Origin of the sequence: uncultured Caldilinea sp. (genome assembly GCF_937128415.1) — a bacterium.
Classification (GTDB): Bacteria; Chloroflexota; Anaerolineae; order Caldilineales; family Caldilineaceae; genus Caldilinea.
Map to the genome: position 1 here is coordinate 178740 of NZ_CAKZMJ010000066.1, position 15012 is coordinate 193751.

Consider the following 15012-nt stretch of genomic DNA (forward strand, 5'->3'; position numbering starts at 1 on the left):
ACAATCGACGGGGAGGCGCCAGAAACCAAACGAAACAGGAACAAGAGGTCTTGAGTGGAAACGATTGTCCTTGGCAACCGGACGCTGGCCTTTCGCAGTTACGGTCGTCACGTTGCTCCTGAACGCCCACCGCTGGTATTGGTGCATGGCGCCGGCGGCAACCATCTGATCTGGCCCCCTCAGGTGCGACGGCTTCCCAAGACTGCGGTGTATGCGCTCGATCTGCCCGGACATGGCGCTTCGCCGCCCCCGCCTTGCGCCACCATCAGCGCCTACAGCGAGGTGATCCGCGATTTCGCCGATGCGCTCGAATTGCCCTACTTCGTGCTGGCCGGCCATTCCATGGGCGGCGCTATTGCGCTCGACTTTGCGCTGGCCTATGGGTATCGGCTGGCAGGCATCGTCGTGATCGGCGCCGGCGCGCGCATGAAGGTCTCGTCCGCCATACTCAACGGCGTGGTCGAGGATTTTATGAACGTCACCGCCAAAATTGTCGAATATTCCTACCATCCTTCGACCGGTGCGCAGGAGAAAGAGCGCTACCTGCAACGGCTACGCGAAAACGATCCGGAGATTTTGCGGAAGGATTTTCTGGCGGTCGAGGCGTTCGACGTCACCGATCGGTTGGAGAACATCACCGTGCCGACGTTGATCCTGTGCGGCCAGGAGGATCGCATGACGCCTCCTTCGCTCAGTCAGTCGCTTCATCGCTGCATCCCCAACAGCCGGCTTCACATCATTCCGAACGCCGGCCACAACGTGATGATCGAGCAACCGGAGCTCGTCGCCGCCTACATCGATGAGTTTATTGCGCAACTATCCGGATAGTTTCACGCTGCGCGTGGCGATGTAGGTGGGCGTAAATTCGTTGAGCGGGGTTCCCGGCCAGACGTCTTCGTAAAAGCCGGTCAGAACAAAGCCGGCGTCGAGCTGCCCGCCGATCTGGTCGGTCAAGGTGTGGCCGAACTCCAACGGCTGCCCCTCGGCGATATAGACGCTGCGCTCGGCCTCGCTGAGGCTGATGAGGTCGGAGTAAGGCAGCCGATGGCGCACCTGAAAGACGCCCTGATCGGCAAGCTCCTGATCGAACAGATAGAGCACCGGGTTGCAAAACCCCGCCAGCAAGACGCCCCCTTTGCGCAAAACGCGATGCGCCTCTCGCCAGACAGGTCGAACGTCCGGTGTGAAGAGATTCGAGGTCGGATGGACGATCAGGTCAAAGGAGGCGTCCTCGAACACGGAAAGGTCGCACATGTCGCCCTCGACGGTGGTCAACGTCAAGCCTTCGCGCCGCGCCACAAAACGATCCTGGGCGAGCTGTTGAGGGGAATTGTCGAAGACGGTGACGCGGGCGCCGGCCGCAGCCAGGATCGGCCCCTGCTGTCCACCGCCGCCCGCCAGACAGAGCACGTCGGCGCCTTCCAGCGGTGGAAACCAGGCGCGGGGAACGGGCCTGGATGGCGTCAGCAAGATCTGCCACTCGCCGCGACGCGCCGCGGCGACCGCTTCAGGCGACACCGGCTTTGTCCAGCGGCTGCCGCGCTTCACCGCTTTATCCCACGCCTGCGCGTTATGGCGCCGAATTTCATGCGGATTCATGGGGAGCCTCACCCTCCAGGCTGTCGATGTCTACGGTGCGCAGAAAGCGCGCACACTCCTCCGGTAAGGAAGGGTTGATGTAGATGCCGCTGCCCATCTCAAAGCCGGCCGCCAGAGAGATGCGCGGCACAATGCTGAGATACCAGTGCAGGTAGGGTGCGCCCGAGTCGCGCACGGGCGCGCTGCGGATGACGTAATTGAAATCAGGGTTGTTCAATCCTTTGTAGAGCTTTCTCAGCACAGCGCGCACGACCCAGCCCAGATCTGCGATCTCGTCGGGCGAGCTCTGCAAAAACGACGCCGCGTGCGCCCTGGGCACGATCCACAGATGAAAAGGGGAAGCGGCGGCGTAAGGCACAAAGACAACGAAATGTTTGCTTTCCAACACCACGCGCTGCCCTGCGGCGAGCTCCTGTTCGACCATGGCGCAATGGGCGCAGCGCCCTGTTTCGTCAAAATAGGCGCGCGCTGCGTCCGCCCGCACGCGCACCTCGCTGGGCACCATCGGCAGCGCCATCATCTGCGCATGCGGATGGCGCAAGGAAGCGCCCGCCTGGCGGCCATGATTTTTGAAAAAGAGGACATATTCGATGCGAGGGTCGTTCTGCACCGCCCAGGCGCGCTCGACAAACGCCTGAAAGACGCGCGCGACGCTCTCCTCGCTTTCCAACGCTGCGCACGTGTTGTGGACAGGCGACTCGACAATTACTTCATGATAGCCGACCCCGGTGATGCGCCGCATCACCCCCATGAATTCTCTCTCCAGAGGCGCTGCAGGTCTCAGCGCAGGGTAGCGATTGCCGACAATGCGCACCTGCCATGGCCCTTCGCCGGGAAAGCGGGCGATCTCAAGGTCGCGCTCTTCGTTGCCAGGACAAAAAGGACAGGTGGCTTCCCAGGTCGGCCCTTCGTCGCACAGGGGGCGACCCGGCTCTGCGAATTCATGGGGGCGCCGCGCGCGCTCCGAAGCGATGATCACCCATTCTCTGGTGGCGAGATTCTGGCGCAGCTCCGACATAGCCCTCCTGAAGCCTATCTTTTGCACATGAAGAAGACTTGCCTCACCGTCTGCGCCCTCCGCCTCTCTGCAGCGGTTCAAATCCGGTCAAGCGCCTGTGCGAGGTCTGCGATCAGGTCTTCAGGCTCTTCAACGCCGATGCAAAGGCGCACCAGCTCGTCGCGGATGCCCAGCGCCAGCCGCTCCTCCGGCGAGAGGTTGGCGTAGCCCATCAGCGCCAGCGGGCTGACGATGCTTTCCACGCCGCCCAGGCTTGGCCCGATCACCGGGATGCGCAGGGCGTCGATGAAGCGGTGGGCGCGCTCGGCGTCGCCATCGATCTCGAAGCTCACCACGCCGCCGCCCCCGCGCAGCGTCGCCCGCGCAACGGCGTGATCCGGATGGCTCTCCAGGAAAGGATGCCAGACGCGGCGCACTTTGGGATGTCCTTCCAGAAAGCGGGCGACGGCGAGACCGCCGGCGTTCTGGCGCTCCATGCGCAGCGCCAGCGTCTTGATCCCGCGCAGGATGAGATAGGCGGTCTGCGGCGCGGCGATATTGCCGAGAAGCCCTTGCATCTGCCGCAGCGGCGTCGTGAGGTCGTAACGGCCGGCCACCACGCCGGCCATGGCGTCGTTGTGGCCGGCCAGATACTTGGTCAGGCTGTGAATCACCAGGTCGACGCCAAAGGCGAGAGGGCGCAGATTGTACGGCGTGGCGAAGGTGGAGTCCACGACCGTCAACAGCTTATGGCGGCGGGCGATCGAGACAAAACGCTCAAAATCGAGGCAACGCATGAACGGATTGGTCGGCGACTCGGAGAAGATCAGCCGCGTCTGTGGGCGGACGGCGGCCTCGATGGCGTCGTAGTCGCCGAACGGAACGAGCGTGCACTCGACGCCGTAGCGCTTCAAAAAGTTCTGGCTAAACTCCAGCGTGCTCAGATAGCAGTTGTCGGTGAGGATAAAATGTTGACCGGGTTGCAACAGCAACAGGAGCGTGGACGTGACTGCGCCCATGCCGCTGCTGACGACGATGGCGTCTTGCGCCCCCTCCAGCTCGGCGATCTTGGCTTCGAGCGCGCGCACGGTCGGGTTGCCGTAACGCCCGTACTCTTCGCGCTCCGGCTCATTCCAGAAAAGGCGCTCTTCGGTGTAATTGACCAGATCGGCGGTCGTATCAAAGGTGTAGACAGCCGTCTGCACAATGGGCACCGTCAGGCTGTGATGGCTGCGGAAACGCTGCTCTCCGGCGTGAACGGCCTGCGTAGAGGTGCTCGTAGCAAAATTGAAAACGTCGGTCGACGATTGCATCTGCGCCATAGATAAAGCCCTCCAACAAGTCAATCAGACAGAAACTCGCACGCTCTGTGGGCGCAGTTGCGCTCTCACAACACCGTGGAGACATGCAAGCGATTTTCAGTCAAGTGTACGCAGATCGATCCCCGTTGCCAAGCTGCAAAAGAGCGCAAATTTGCTCACCGACGGTGCAGCATCCCATCGGTATTACACACCCTGGGCGGCACTTATGCTATAATCGAGCGTCAAGAAAATTTCAACATTTTTCATGGCTTTCGCCAGACGCTACATTTCAAAAGCTCTGACATCCGGTCAAGCGCAAGGACAAACGAGGAAACCAAAATGACAGAACCTTCACTCAAGGCCAGTGTGCCCTCGGCGAAGGCGGCTGTAGCGGAGCCCACAGCCGTGCTTTCGACCGAACAACTGCTCCCGATGTACCGAATGATGTTTCTGATTCGTCGCGTCGAGGAATCGCTGCTGGAGCTGGCCGAATCGGGCAAGATCGGCGGCGCCATGCACACGGCGATCGGCCACGAGGCGGCGGCGGTGGGCATGGCCGCGGCGCTGCGCAAGGAGGACTACCTGACCTGCACCTACCGTGGCCATCATCATTCCCTGGCGCGCGGGATGGACCCCAAGCGGGCCATCTGCGAAGTGTTGGGCAAGGCGCCCGGTTTCGCCAAAGGCAAGGGCGGCTCCATGCACTTCGTCGATCCTTCGCTAGGGCTGATGGGCGCCAACGGCATCGTCGGCGCGCAGGTGCCTCACGCGGCGGGCATGGCGCTCGCCGCCAAGATCCGCGGGGAGGATCGCATCGCCATCACCTTCTTCGGCGACGGCGCCATGTACCAGGGCGTCATGCACGAGACCTTCAACATGGCGCAAAAGTGGAAACTCCCCGTCATCTTCTACTGTGAAAACAACCGCTATTCGGAGATGACGCCCATCTCGCGCACCTCCTCGGTCAGCGATCTGTATCTCTTTGTGCGCGCCTACGGCATGGAGAGCATGCAGATCGACGGCAACGACGTCGAGGTCGTCTATGACGCCATTACCAAGGCCGCTGCGCGGGCGCGCGCCGGCGAAGGGCCGACCTTCATTGAAGGCATCACCTATCGCCTGGCCGGCCATATGGCGGGCGACCTGGAGACGTACCGCACGCCGGAGGAGATCGAGATGCAGCGCGCCTATGAGCCATTGGCGCGGCTGCATCAAAAGTTGCTCGATCGCGGGGTCTCTGAAGAGGAGCTGAACAAAATCCGCGCCGAAGTCGAAGAGGAAGTCCAGGAAGCCGTAGACTACGCCCTGGAGGCGCCCTGGCCGGACATCGCTGAGGCGTACACCGACGTGTACAAGGTATGAGGATCTGAACTATGCGAAAGACAACCTTTATTCAGGCAATCAATGAGGCGCTGCGCGAAGAAATGCGTCGCGACGAGCGCGTCTTTCTCATCGGCGAAGACATCGGCTATTACGGCGGCCTCTTCCGCGTCACGCGCAACCTGTTGGAGGAATTCGGCGAACGTCGCGTGATCGACACGCCTATCAGCGAACAAGGCTTCATGGGCATGGCCATCGGCGCGGCCATGGTCGGCCTGCGCCCCGTCGTCGAGCTGATGTACATGGATTTCTACCTGGTCTGCGCCGACCAAATCTTCAACCAGGCGGCCAAGATGCACTACATGACCGGTGGGCTGCTGCATGTGCCGATGGTCATCCGCGGCCAGCAGGGGGGCGGCAAGCGCTACGGCTCGCAACATAGCTCGTGCGTGGAAAGCACCTTCGCCCAATTCCCCGGCATCAAAGTGGTGGCGCCGGCGACTCCGTATGACGCCAAGGGGTTGTTGATCTCCGCCATCCGCGACGACAACCCGGTGCTCTTCCTCGAACACAAGATGCTCTACTTCACGCGCGGCGACCTGCCCGACGAAGGGGTGGAATACACCGTGCCGATCGGCAAGGCCGACGTCAAACGCGAAGGCAAAGACCTGACGATCGCCACCTTCAGCTACACGCTCTTGCAGGCGCTGGAGGCCGCCGAAGAGCTCAAGGCCGAGCACGGCATCGACGTCGAGGTCGTCGATCTGCGCAGCGTCACGCCCCTGGATATGGAGACCGTCTACACCTCCGTCGCCAAGACGGGTCGGTTGCTCGCCGTGCACGAGTCGCAGGCCAACGCGGGCATCGGCGCCGAGATCGTGGCGCGCATCTACGAGGAGGCGCCTTATCTGCTTGCAGCCCCGGCGCGACGGTTGGGCATGGCGCCGGCCTCGATTCCGGTCTCCAAAGTGCTGGAGGAGGAGCTGCTGCCCTGGAAGAATGACATCAAAGCCACCGTCCTGAGCATGTTGAAGTAGGGGGAGACATGGCTACCGAAATCAGATTGCCCGATCTGGGCGAAGGCGTCGAGGACGTCACCGTCAACCGCTGGCGCGTTGCGGTAGGCGACGCCGTCAAGGCGGGCGACGTGATCCTCGAGATCGCCACCGACAAGGTGGACACCGAAATCCAGGCGCCGGCCGACGGCGTTTTGCTCAAGATCAACTACCGCAACGGCGAGATCGCACCGGTCAACGCCGTCATGGGTTATATCGGCGCGCCCGGCGAAACAGTGGACGAAGGCGGCGCAGCGGAAGCGGCCCCTGCGAAAGCGACGGAGGCCGCGCCAGCCCAGCCAGAACCGGCGCAGCCGACCGCGGTTGCAGAGGGCGGCGTGCGCGCCACGCCCGTCGCCAAACGGGTGGCGGCGGAGAAAGGCGTCGATCTCGCTGCAATCACCGGCACCGGACCGGGCGGCCAGATCACCAAGCAGGATGTGCTGGCCCACGCCGGCGCAGCAGCCCCGACGGAGCGCGCTGCGCTGCCGGGCGACCTGGCCGACAAGGCCAGCCTGCCCGTGCGCCGCCTCGCTGCGGAGCACAACCTCAATTTGCGCGAGATTGCGGGCGATCGCCCCTTGAGCACGTTGACCATTGATGACGTTCTCAGCGCGATCGCCAGCCGCGAAGCCGGCAAGCCGGTGCGCGTCGAGCCTGCCTACGCGACGGTCAAGCGCGAAACGCCGGCGCCGAAGAGGGAGGAAGCTCCGGCGCCGAGACCTGCACCGGAGGCGCCTGCACCGGCTCGCCCCACGGCGGCCCCCGCCTCTGCTCCTGTTCAGCTCAAGCCGGGCGAGGAGCTGGTCAAACTCTCGCGCATGCGGCTCGCCGTGGCGCGCAACACGACGCAGAGCCTCTTCACCGCGCCGCACGTCACCACCATGTGGGACGTGGACATGACGGCGGTGTTGCAGCACCGTGCGGCGCACAAAAAGGAGTTCGCCGCGGCCGGCGTCAATTTGACGCTGACGGCCTACTTCATCGAGGCGGTCGTGGCCGGGCTGAAGGCGGTGCCCGCCGCCAACGCCACCTGGACGGAGGAAGGCGTCATCATCAAGCGCTACTACAACATCGGCATGGCGACTGCACTGCCGATGGATCAATACGGCATCGGCGGCTTGATTGTGCCCGTGATTAAAAACGCCGGCGAGCTCAACCTGTTGGGCATTGCGCGCGCGGTCAACGAGCTGGCGGAGCGGGCGCGCAAAGGCGAACTCAAGCCCGAAGACCTGGCCGACGGCACCTTCACCGTGAGCAACTACGGCACTTCGGGCAGTCGCTTCCAGACACCGATCATCGTGCAGCCGCAGGTGGGCATCTTGGGCGTCGGCGCCGTGGAGAAGCGTCCGGTGGTTGTCAGCAACGGCCATCCGCTGGAGCCAAACATCGGTGATGCGCTGGTCTTCAAACCGATGACGACGCTCGGCTTCAGCTACGATCATCGCGTGCTCGACGGCGCCACCGCCGACGCCTTCTGCGCAGCTGTGAAGAAGCATCTCGAGAGCTACACCGTCTGATTGAACGCAAAAAAGGCCAGGGGCGGAGGGCGCAGATTTGCATCTGCGTCTCTCCGCCCCATCCATTTGCGATTCCCCTCGCCTCTCTTATTTCTTACATCTGGCGCTGCATCAGCCATTGGGCTGTAGACCAGAGCAGGCTGCTCTCGGCGCGATCGCCCAGCGCCGCGCGCAGCGCTTCCAGCCCGGCCATGTACAGCGCATTCATCTGCTGCGTTGCGTACTCATAGGAAGCGGTCTGAGCGAGCAACTCCATCGCTGCGGGCAGATCGTCGCTCGTCAGTTCAGGTTGTGAGAAAAAGGAGCGGAATGCGTCGCCGTGCACAGGGTGGTTGAGCGCGTGCAGCAACGGCAGACTCTTCTTGCGGCGCAGAATATCGGCGCCCGCCGCCTTGCCCGTGACCGTCGGGTCGCCCCACACGCCGAGGATGTCATCCTGAATCTGAAAGGCCAGGCCGATCGACTGGCCAAAACGGCGCAGGGCCGCGTCGACGCCCGGCGCGGCGCCTCCCACCAATCCGCCGATGGCGACGCTGGCGCCGATCAATGCGGCGGTTTTGCCCTGGATCATGCGCATGTACTCCTCGACGCTGACGCACGCCCGCTGCTCAAAAGACATGTCCAGATGTTGCCCTTCGGTGAGCGCCACGCAGGTTTCTGTAAAAATTCGCAAGGCGGCCAGCACCGTCTCCGCCGGAACTGTGCGCAAAGATAGGCGCTGCAGGGCGGCGAAGGCGAGGGCGAACATGGCGTCGCCCGCATTGATCGCCTGAGGAACGCCCCAAAGCGCCCACACCGTCGGGCGATGACGCCGTTGCCTGTCGCCGTCCTCGATGTCGTCGTGCACCAGCGAGAAGTTGTGCAAAATTTCCAGCGCCGCGGCTGCGGGCAACGCCTGGGCGGGGTCGCCGCCGACCTCCTGGCAGGCCATCAGACAGAGCAGCGGGCGCAGCCGTTTGCCGGCAGGCAGCGCCACCGGTCGAAAGTCGGCGTCCACCCAACCCATATGGTAGTGGATCATGCCGTAGTGCGCTGCGGTGGACGGTTCATTGGCCGCCAGCACGGCGCGCATTTCCGCCTCCAGGGGAGGCAGCCATTGCTCAGAAAATTGCTTCATATCCCGTCCCATCGGTTCCCTCTCTGACGAGCACGCCTGGCCGACGCAACGCCTGTAGATCGCCGGCGCCGCTGCAGAACATGGCGATGCGCGCCTCTGCGACCAGCAGTTCCATCTCCTCGATCACCGCCTCAGGGGATTCCATCGCCGCCTTCAGGAAGGGCGAGGCCAGCCCCACCAGATCGGCGCCAAGCGCAACGCACTTGACGATGTCTTGTCCGGTGCGAATGCCGCCGCTGGCGAAAATATGCACGTCCTCACGTCCCAACCTTCGGCGCACCTCCGCCACCGCCAGCAGGCTCTCGGCCGTCGGGATGCCCCAGTCGGCGAAAGCGGCCGCCAGCCTGCGCAGCCGTTCGGTCGGGGCCCGGTGCATCTCGACCTGACTCCAGGAGGTGCCGCCTGCGCCTGCCACGTCGATGGCGCTGACGCCCGCCTCGATCAGCCGCTGCGCGGTCTGGGCGCTGATCCCCCAGCCGACCTCTTTGACGATCACCGGCTTTCCCAGTCGTTCACAGACTTCGGCGATCTTGTGAAGCAGCCCGCGCCAGTTGACGTCGCCTTCGGGCTGCACCGCTTCTTGCAGTGGGTTGAGATGGAGGATCAGCGCGTCGGCGTCGATCATTTCCACGGCGCGACGACACTCGTCCACAGTGTAGCCGTAGTTGAATTGCACTGCGCCCAGATTGGCGAAGAGCAGAATATCGGGCGCGTATTCGCGCACGCGGAAGGTGCGGCGCACCTGCTCCTGCTCGAGGCCTGCGCGCTGGCTGCCGACGCCCATCGCCACTCGCTGGGCCTGCGCCGCTTCAGCCAGGTTGCGATTGATGAAGGCCGCCTGCTCTGTGCCGCCGGTCATGGAGCTGATGAGCAGCGGCGCCGCCAGTCGCTTACCGAACAGAACGACATCGAGGCAGACGTCGTGCAGGTTCAACTCGGGCAGCGCCTGATGCACCAGCCGATAGCGCTCCAGCCCTGTGGTCAGATTGGGGAATTGGACATTTTCGGTGACGTTGATGCGGATATGGTCCGCTTTTCTTTGATCAATCGACATTGCGTTTTCTCTCCCGAAGATGGGCTGTCCACTGAGCCTCATCTTTCGTTGCTCTCGCCGGTCTGGAAGGAAGCCTCGCCGGTCAGCGATGGGTGAATATGATCATTCATGATACCCGATTCGGCGTCGATCGTTAGTCTGGATAATTACAAGGGGAAGGGGAAGCCGCCATAGCCGCCAGCCTGTATGCACCGCCGTAATCTCTGATCCTCCGCTCTTCGTGTTTCTTAATTTCTTTGAGCCTCCGTGCCTTTGTGGTGATGTTTTAAGCGCCTGGCCGCCAGGCTGGCGGCGGGAAAGAAGCAAGGAGCAGAAGACAAAAGCGAGCGATCGGGGACGTCCGGCTGCCCCAAAAGAGCGAGCATTTTCTGTGTAACGGGAGTGGAGTCATTTTACTCGAGCCCTTCCCCGAAAATGGAATCTGAAAGGTCGACTCCGAATGCACAGCCGATCTCGATCAGCAAAAGTTCTAGACCGATCTCGTCCCCAGGCACAACGAACTTCCAAGGCGTCACCCCAAACCTGGCGTAATATTGCGAAAATTTTTCATCAGAGGTCTCTACTTCAGCTCCCAACACCAGCTCTTCCTCACTGGAATGGATGAAGAGTTGGCTCCCCAGTTCACCGGGTGTGTCTCCCTCCAACACATGTATAGAGATCTCGTCGGCCTCCACTTCGAACCTGTATCCTATACACTTTCCGCTCTGCAATTTCTCCAGAATTAGATCGATTTGTTTTGAGACATTAGCCATTGCCATGCCCTCAGCACAAATTTGTAATTTTCCCTTAATCCCCAATAAGGGTTCGTTGTCTGCTGGCGTGTGTGGGTGTGGCTACGATTTTGGAATAGTGGGTGAGGCGTCTAAACACTCTGACGGGGAGCAGCAGAATTTCGTGCGGCGGTTAAAACATCAATGCATAAGCAAATTTTGGCCATGACATAAGATTTGGATCGCTATCCGATGCAAGAGCACAGACGCCTGGGGCAAGATGCCACGTATCCAGCACAAAACAGAGGAGGGGCGCCACAACTCCTGAAAATTTGATGACGGTCTCCAGCCGGTAAGTTTCTAATGACAAAACCATCCCTTCGCCGCCCAGGAAACTTTCCTACTTCATTTTACCACACTCTCCCAACGGATGGTTTGTCTGCGCAATCCTTGCGTGGCGGGCAACCGGCGACTGATATTGCCCCGTTTTAGTGGAAGGAGAGATAAATCCTTTACACTAGAAGTCATTTCAAAAATGCCAGATAACAGTAAAATGGAGGCATGAGCAGACATGACCTCAGTGACGAACAATGGGCGGTGATCGAACCGCTCATCCCCAAGAAGAAGAGCAAGCGGGGGCGTCCCCGCAACGACGACCGACAGACCCTGAACGGCATCCTGTATGTGCTGAAAACGGGTTGTGCGTGGGAAGATTTGCCGCCTGAATACGGTTCAGACACCACCTGCTGGCGACGCTTGAAGGAGTGGTCGCAGGATGGGACGTGGGAGCGGATTTGGCGCACCCTCTTGAGCCAGCTGGACGCCGAGGGCAAACTGGAGTGGGAGCAAGCGTTTCTGGATGGGAGCTTTGTTCCCGCCAAAAAAGGGGCGATGGCGTAGGCAAGACGAAAGTCGGCGCCAAGGCTCGAAAGTCATGGTGGTGGAGGGCAACGGGTTGCCTATCGGCTTGGACGTGGACAGCGCCCAACCGCACGAACTCACCCTGGCCGAGCGGACGCTGCAGACGATCTCCGTCCCGCGCCGACGCGGGCGTCTCAGGACGCGACCGCAAGCGTTGGCGGCGGACAAAGCCTACGACAGCGCCGATTTTCGTCGCCGCTTGCGGCGTCAAGCCGACGATTCCCACCTTTGAGCGGCGCCCGCGCAAGAAGCCAAAGCGGGGACGTCCTCTCCGAGTCGGGGCAGCCTATCGCCAACGCTGGAAGGTCGAGCGATGTTTTGGCTGGATGGACAATTGCCGTCGCCTGGTGGCGCGCTATGAGCGTCATTTGCATCTCTATCGTGCGTTTTGTCTCGTCGCCATGATTCTTTGGTGCGCCGATCGAATTTTGAAATAAGTTCTACACTTAACGTGCCCATTTCGCGCGGTCTCTCCGGCTGCTTCGGCGGGGTCGATATGTCAACAGTCCCCTCCGCCCGACAGGCATCCTTCTGCGTCTCAGCCGGGATATCTGTGACGTTAGGTGCTGGCTCTGAAGACGATGGTGTGAACCTCTTCTCAAACTCCCGGCAGGGAGGCAAGTCTTGCTCTGCCGGCGGCACCAGCCGAAACCGAAAGGCGAAGCCAGGGCGATGGACGATCTGCCCATCTTGCACCTGAAACAGATACCCTGCCGGGTCCCGGAAGAAGCTTGGCGGCGCCTGGACTTCTAGCTTGTAATAAGCCCCATCGGAGATCTCTTGCAACTGGAGACGGTGGCGCCCATTGCCAAAAGCCATCTCCGGCAACACCACCCCGCGCGCCGTCAGACACGCACTAATCTCGTCTAGAACTGGCTGCATGCGCAACATAGCCCGTTCTGCACCCGGCAGCCCCACCACCTCTATCTCAGCCTCAAATGGTCTCTATCGTATCTGGGGCGGGCAAGCCGGGGAAGGAGTGGGAGAGGGCGCTGACGTTGGTGGTGGCGGATAGGGAGGCAGGGTAGGTGTCGCTGGCGGGGGATACGGTGGCTGTGTCGGTGTCTCGATGGGCGATTGAAACGCTTGAACCGTTAACTCGCTGGCGCTCCTGTCTAGGCCACCGAAGGCTATCACCAGAACAATCGCCAGTGTACCCAGGGTCAACAGGGCAAACAGCCTTACACTCATAGACGATAAGCATCGCATTTTGCACCTCCGTTAGGTTGCGCCGCCTGATTGGGCTGCCCAACGGCTGGTGCTTCAGCCGCGCTGCGCAGCCTTGCCCTGAGCGGAGCTAAGAGGGGCAGCGGAGCGGCGTCAGGTGCAAGCGCGGGTTGGGCGGCAGAGCTATGGGTTAGCAGACCACTCTAAACAATCAACTCTATAGGCATCCAGCTCCATATGCTTATGCAACGCATTAAAGTGCATTTGCACTGCTTGAGGGCAGAAAGCCGACGGCTCAAGTTCATATTCAATGACAAAAACAGGTTTGCCTGCCTGAAGAAAGGGGAGAAGGAGATCACATTCTCCGTAGGAGAAACACTCTTCGTTCAAAACCCAATCAAAATACGTTACCAACTCCGGGATTTGCTCCAGGTCGTTCTTTAAGCCAACCAAAAGCCCTCTTTGGTGCGCCGCTCCTGCAAGAAAAATATTATAGCGTTTCTGGTCCTCGGCCATTAGAGGAAAGCCTGTGTCATTGGTGTATCCATTGACATTATCAGGATCCACGCCGTCACAACCTTTACTGCGCGCCAGATCCAGCCGGGCTTCCATGATGGGTGCAAGCAGGTCGATGCGCCGGATGTCCAACCATTTCTCCCCAGGCCACATTTCCATATCTTTCCCCAAGACTTCGGGAGGAAAGGAATGAGCATCAGGGCGCCAATCTTCGTAAGAGCCCGCACTGAAATAGCACATCACGAAGACGCCGCGCTGATGGAGCGTCGCTATCGTCTCTGCTGAGGTATCAAAAAGATCCAGGTTAAACACGCCCACATCCAGATCGGTTTGAATTTCTCCTGTGTACTGGATCTGCCAGCGCACTTGTTGGGGCAACCAGCGAGAGTGTGGACGGAAAACAAGCGGTAAAAAAAGGGACGCCGTCATCGGTGCAGTCACTATCGCCTTTGGGGTAAGTGCTGGGCCGAAGGAGGACGGTGGACCGATGATTGGCGAGGAGACGAATGTAGATGCCCGAACATTCCGCGATGCAGAGGAGGGCATACAACCAGAGAAGATCAGTGTAGCCAGTAAAATGAAGGACAATATGCGCTGCCTCATTTGCTCTCCTGGGTATCCATGCCGCCCAACGGCTGGCGCATCACCCGCAGGTTGGGTTGCCTTTTTTAAGAAGACGTTCTTTTCCTTGCTAGGAATTTCATCAGATCATCCTTTGCCATCACGGGATCGTACAACTCTTTCCTTACCTCTCGACTGGTCATATCAATCCGTATGCGACGCAAGAACTCTCGAAAATCAGGATTAATGCTAGCCAACTTGTTCACAGTATCCCAATCAACAGCTTCTTTCGCTCTCGCCGGAAGTAAAATTTCCGTTGAATCAGGGTCATCAATATCCAGCCGAATAACACCTATACCGAAGGCTGTTGACAGTCTCTTCAATTCACTCATAAAGTCGTCATCGGTATCAATAGTAGCCGCTACCAAATATCCTTCATTTGCCCAAGACGAATTAGAAACAGATTGAAAAAAGGATTCCCGCAGATTGGCTATTGATAATTCGCGTTTTAGTTCAAATGAGTACAATTTGACAGCAGTATTCCCCATGATTGTGCTAACCTCTACGACTTCGCTATCCCAATCATGAAACGGGAAGCAACACCCAACAATATCTGGATGAACCCATTCTCCAAAACCTTTTTTGTCCGACTTGTTATGGCTGATGGTTTTCAGATAGGCTTTCAAATAATAAAAACCGTAATACGCCATCAAGGGATGCAAGTCTTTCTCAAGTAACGTGGACTTTTGGATAAGTGTAATTGGGGTTTCTTGAAGTTCACCACCTGATTTTTCAAGTTGGCTTTTTAGAGTGAAACGCTTGGGGCGTGAACCAATTGATGCAAATACCGTTGAAGGATTATCTCGAACGTCCACGTAAAGCAACGCGCCGAGCGTTGCCCATGGCGTTTTCCCTTTGGAGTCAACAAGTTTGTCAAGACCTTTAGTAATGGCAACTTGCCAGATTTCAGATGGAGTAAGAGGCTGTTCTACTTCGCTCAAAACCTTTTGTGCCAACTCTAGAAATGTGATTGGCATTTCATTATCCTACCTTTCCAAGGTACATTTGTGGATGCAAGGAGGTAAAGGAGGCAACCCAACGGCCTGCGCTTCACCTGCGCCGCGAAGCGCAGCGGAGCGGCGTCAGGTGCAAGCGCTTGTTAGGCGGCGTAACG

At 59.9% G+C, this 15012-nt stretch carries 15 protein-coding genes; 7 read left to right on the forward strand and 8 right to left on the reverse strand.

Going from position 1 to position 15012, the window contains the following annotated elements:
* Positions 1 to 54: 54 nt before the first annotated feature.
* Positions 55 to 828 carry an alpha/beta fold hydrolase gene (locus Q0367_RS11560; protein ID WP_297635796.1) on the forward strand — a complete coding sequence of 258 codons (774 nt, stop codon included), beginning with the start codon at positions 55 to 57 and terminating at the stop codon, positions 826 to 828.
* Here Q0367_RS11560 and Q0367_RS11565 read toward each other — a convergent pair.
* The 3 genes from Q0367_RS11565 to Q0367_RS11575 form a co-directional block, all read right to left on the reverse strand.
* A complete protein-coding gene (locus Q0367_RS11565; RefSeq protein ID WP_298982359.1) occupies positions 817 to 1599 on the reverse strand; it encodes a class I SAM-dependent methyltransferase in 783 nt (260 codons plus the stop codon). The two genes, Q0367_RS11560 and Q0367_RS11565, sit on opposite strands and share 12 nt — an antisense overlap.
* On the reverse strand, positions 1586 to 2617 hold the full coding sequence (gene galT, locus Q0367_RS11570) for a galactose-1-phosphate uridylyltransferase (protein ID WP_298982361.1): 1032 nt from the start codon (positions 2615 to 2617) through the stop codon (positions 1586 to 1588). The genes Q0367_RS11565 and galT overlap by 14 nt, the downstream gene beginning before the upstream one ends.
* Positions 2618 to 2694: 77 nt before the next feature.
* The gene (locus tag Q0367_RS11575) at positions 2695 to 3918 is read right to left on the reverse strand and encodes a PLP-dependent aspartate aminotransferase family protein (protein ID WP_298982363.1); all 1224 of its coding nucleotides are present in this window, start codon (positions 3916 to 3918) and stop codon (positions 2695 to 2697) included.
* A 318-nt stretch (positions 3919 to 4236) separates the two neighbouring features.
* Here Q0367_RS11575 and Q0367_RS11580 point away from each other — a divergent pair, with 318 nt between their 5' ends.
* Genes Q0367_RS11580 through Q0367_RS11590 form a run of 3 tightly spaced genes read left to right on the forward strand, consistent with a single transcriptional unit; the run spans position 4237 to position 7792 of the window.
* Positions 4237 to 5259 (forward strand): thiamine pyrophosphate-dependent dehydrogenase E1 component subunit alpha, encoded by a 1023-nt coding sequence (locus Q0367_RS11580; RefSeq protein WP_297635809.1) that lies wholly within the window; start codon positions 4237 to 4239, stop codon positions 5257 to 5259.
* Between the two features lie 11 nt (positions 5260 to 5270).
* Positions 5271 to 6254, forward strand: a complete 984-nt coding sequence (locus Q0367_RS11585) for an alpha-ketoacid dehydrogenase subunit beta (protein WP_297635811.1) — start codon at positions 5271 to 5273, stop codon at positions 6252 to 6254.
* 8 nt (positions 6255 to 6262) lie between these two features.
* A complete protein-coding gene (locus Q0367_RS11590) occupies positions 6263 to 7792 on the forward strand; it encodes a dihydrolipoamide acetyltransferase family protein (protein WP_298982367.1) in 1530 nt (509 codons plus the stop codon).
* Between the two features lie 94 nt (positions 7793 to 7886).
* On the opposite strand, the gene Q0367_RS11595 is transcribed toward Q0367_RS11590, so the two are convergent.
* The 3 genes from Q0367_RS11595 to Q0367_RS11605 form a co-directional block, all read right to left on the reverse strand.
* Positions 7887 to 8909 carry a polyprenyl synthetase family protein gene (locus tag Q0367_RS11595; RefSeq protein WP_298982369.1) on the reverse strand — a complete coding sequence of 341 codons (1023 nt, stop codon included), beginning with the start codon at positions 8907 to 8909 and terminating at the stop codon, positions 7887 to 7889.
* Positions 8893 to 9963: a type 2 isopentenyl-diphosphate Delta-isomerase gene (fni, locus tag Q0367_RS11600; protein ID WP_298982371.1), complete on the reverse strand. Its 1071-nt coding sequence runs from the start codon at positions 9961 to 9963 to the stop codon at positions 8893 to 8895. Before fni ends, Q0367_RS11595 begins: the two co-directional genes overlap by 17 nt.
* Positions 9964 to 10355: 392 nt before the next feature.
* A complete protein-coding gene (locus tag Q0367_RS11605) occupies positions 10356 to 10721 on the reverse strand; it encodes a hypothetical protein (RefSeq protein ID WP_298982373.1) in 366 nt (121 codons plus the stop codon).
* Between the two features lie 513 nt (positions 10722 to 11234).
* Here Q0367_RS11605 and Q0367_RS11610 point away from each other — a divergent pair.
* From Q0367_RS11610 to Q0367_RS21100, 3 genes are read left to right on the forward strand one after another with little or no spacing between them, the layout of a single operon-like run.
* Positions 11235 to 11573 (forward strand): IS5 family transposase, encoded by a 339-nt coding sequence (locus Q0367_RS11610; protein ID WP_297633537.1) that lies wholly within the window; start codon positions 11235 to 11237, stop codon positions 11571 to 11573.
* Positions 11574 to 11607: 34 nt separating this feature from the next.
* Positions 11608 to 11826, forward strand: a complete 219-nt coding sequence (locus Q0367_RS11615) for a transposase (protein ID WP_298982376.1) — start codon at positions 11608 to 11610, stop codon at positions 11824 to 11826.
* Positions 11813 to 12031, forward strand: coding sequence for a transposase (locus Q0367_RS21100; RefSeq protein ID WP_363325861.1), 219 nt, complete (start codon positions 11813 to 11815; stop codon positions 12029 to 12031). Before Q0367_RS11615 ends, Q0367_RS21100 begins: the two co-directional genes overlap by 14 nt.
* 913 nt (positions 12032 to 12944) lie before the next feature.
* Here Q0367_RS21100 and Q0367_RS11620 read toward each other — a convergent pair.
* Positions 12945 to 13718 carry an endo alpha-1,4 polygalactosaminidase gene (locus tag Q0367_RS11620; RefSeq protein WP_298982378.1) on the reverse strand — a complete coding sequence of 258 codons (774 nt, stop codon included), beginning with the start codon at positions 13716 to 13718 and terminating at the stop codon, positions 12945 to 12947.
* Between the two features lie 227 nt (positions 13719 to 13945).
* Entirely contained in the window at positions 13946 to 14875 is a 930-nt protein-coding gene (locus Q0367_RS11625; protein ID WP_298982380.1) for a COG2958 family protein, read from the reverse strand.
* Between the last annotated feature and the right edge of the window lie 137 nt (positions 14876 to 15012).

What these genes read in the sequence shown, in the direction of transcription:
- galT (WP_298982361.1), bottom strand. Translation starts at nt 2,617, where the DNA reads ATGTCGGAGCTGCGCCAGAATCTCGCCACCAGAGAATGGGTGATCATC.
- Q0367_RS11615 (WP_298982376.1), top strand. Translation starts at nt 11,608, where the DNA reads ATGGTGGTGGAGGGCAACGGGTTGCCTATCGGCTTGGACGTGGACAGC.
- Q0367_RS11590 (WP_298982367.1), top strand. Translation starts at nt 6,263, where the DNA reads ATGGCTACCGAAATCAGATTGCCCGATCTGGGCGAAGGCGTCGAGGAC.
- Q0367_RS11595 (WP_298982369.1), bottom strand. Translation starts at nt 8,909, where the DNA reads ATGAAGCAATTTTCTGAGCAATGGCTGCCTCCCCTGGAGGCGGAAATG.
- Q0367_RS11580 (WP_297635809.1), top strand. Translation starts at nt 4,237, where the DNA reads ATGACAGAACCTTCACTCAAGGCCAGTGTGCCCTCGGCGAAGGCGGCT.
- Q0367_RS11605 (WP_298982373.1), bottom strand. Translation starts at nt 10,721, where the DNA reads ATGGCAATGGCTAATGTCTCAAAACAAATCGATCTAATTCTGGAGAAA.
- Q0367_RS11610 (WP_297633537.1), top strand. Translation starts at nt 11,235, where the DNA reads ATGAGCAGACATGACCTCAGTGACGAACAATGGGCGGTGATCGAACCG.
- fni (WP_298982371.1), bottom strand. Translation starts at nt 9,963, where the DNA reads ATGTCGATTGATCAAAGAAAAGCGGACCATATCCGCATCAACGTCACC.
- Q0367_RS11585 (WP_297635811.1), top strand. Translation starts at nt 5,271, where the DNA reads ATGCGAAAGACAACCTTTATTCAGGCAATCAATGAGGCGCTGCGCGAA.
- Q0367_RS11575 (WP_298982363.1), bottom strand. Translation starts at nt 3,918, where the DNA reads ATGGCGCAGATGCAATCGTCGACCGACGTTTTCAATTTTGCTACGAGC.
- Q0367_RS11565 (WP_298982359.1), bottom strand. Translation starts at nt 1,599, where the DNA reads ATGAATCCGCATGAAATTCGGCGCCATAACGCGCAGGCGTGGGATAAA.
- Q0367_RS11625 (WP_298982380.1), bottom strand. Translation starts at nt 14,875, where the DNA reads ATGCCAATCACATTTCTAGAGTTGGCACAAAAGGTTTTGAGCGAAGTA.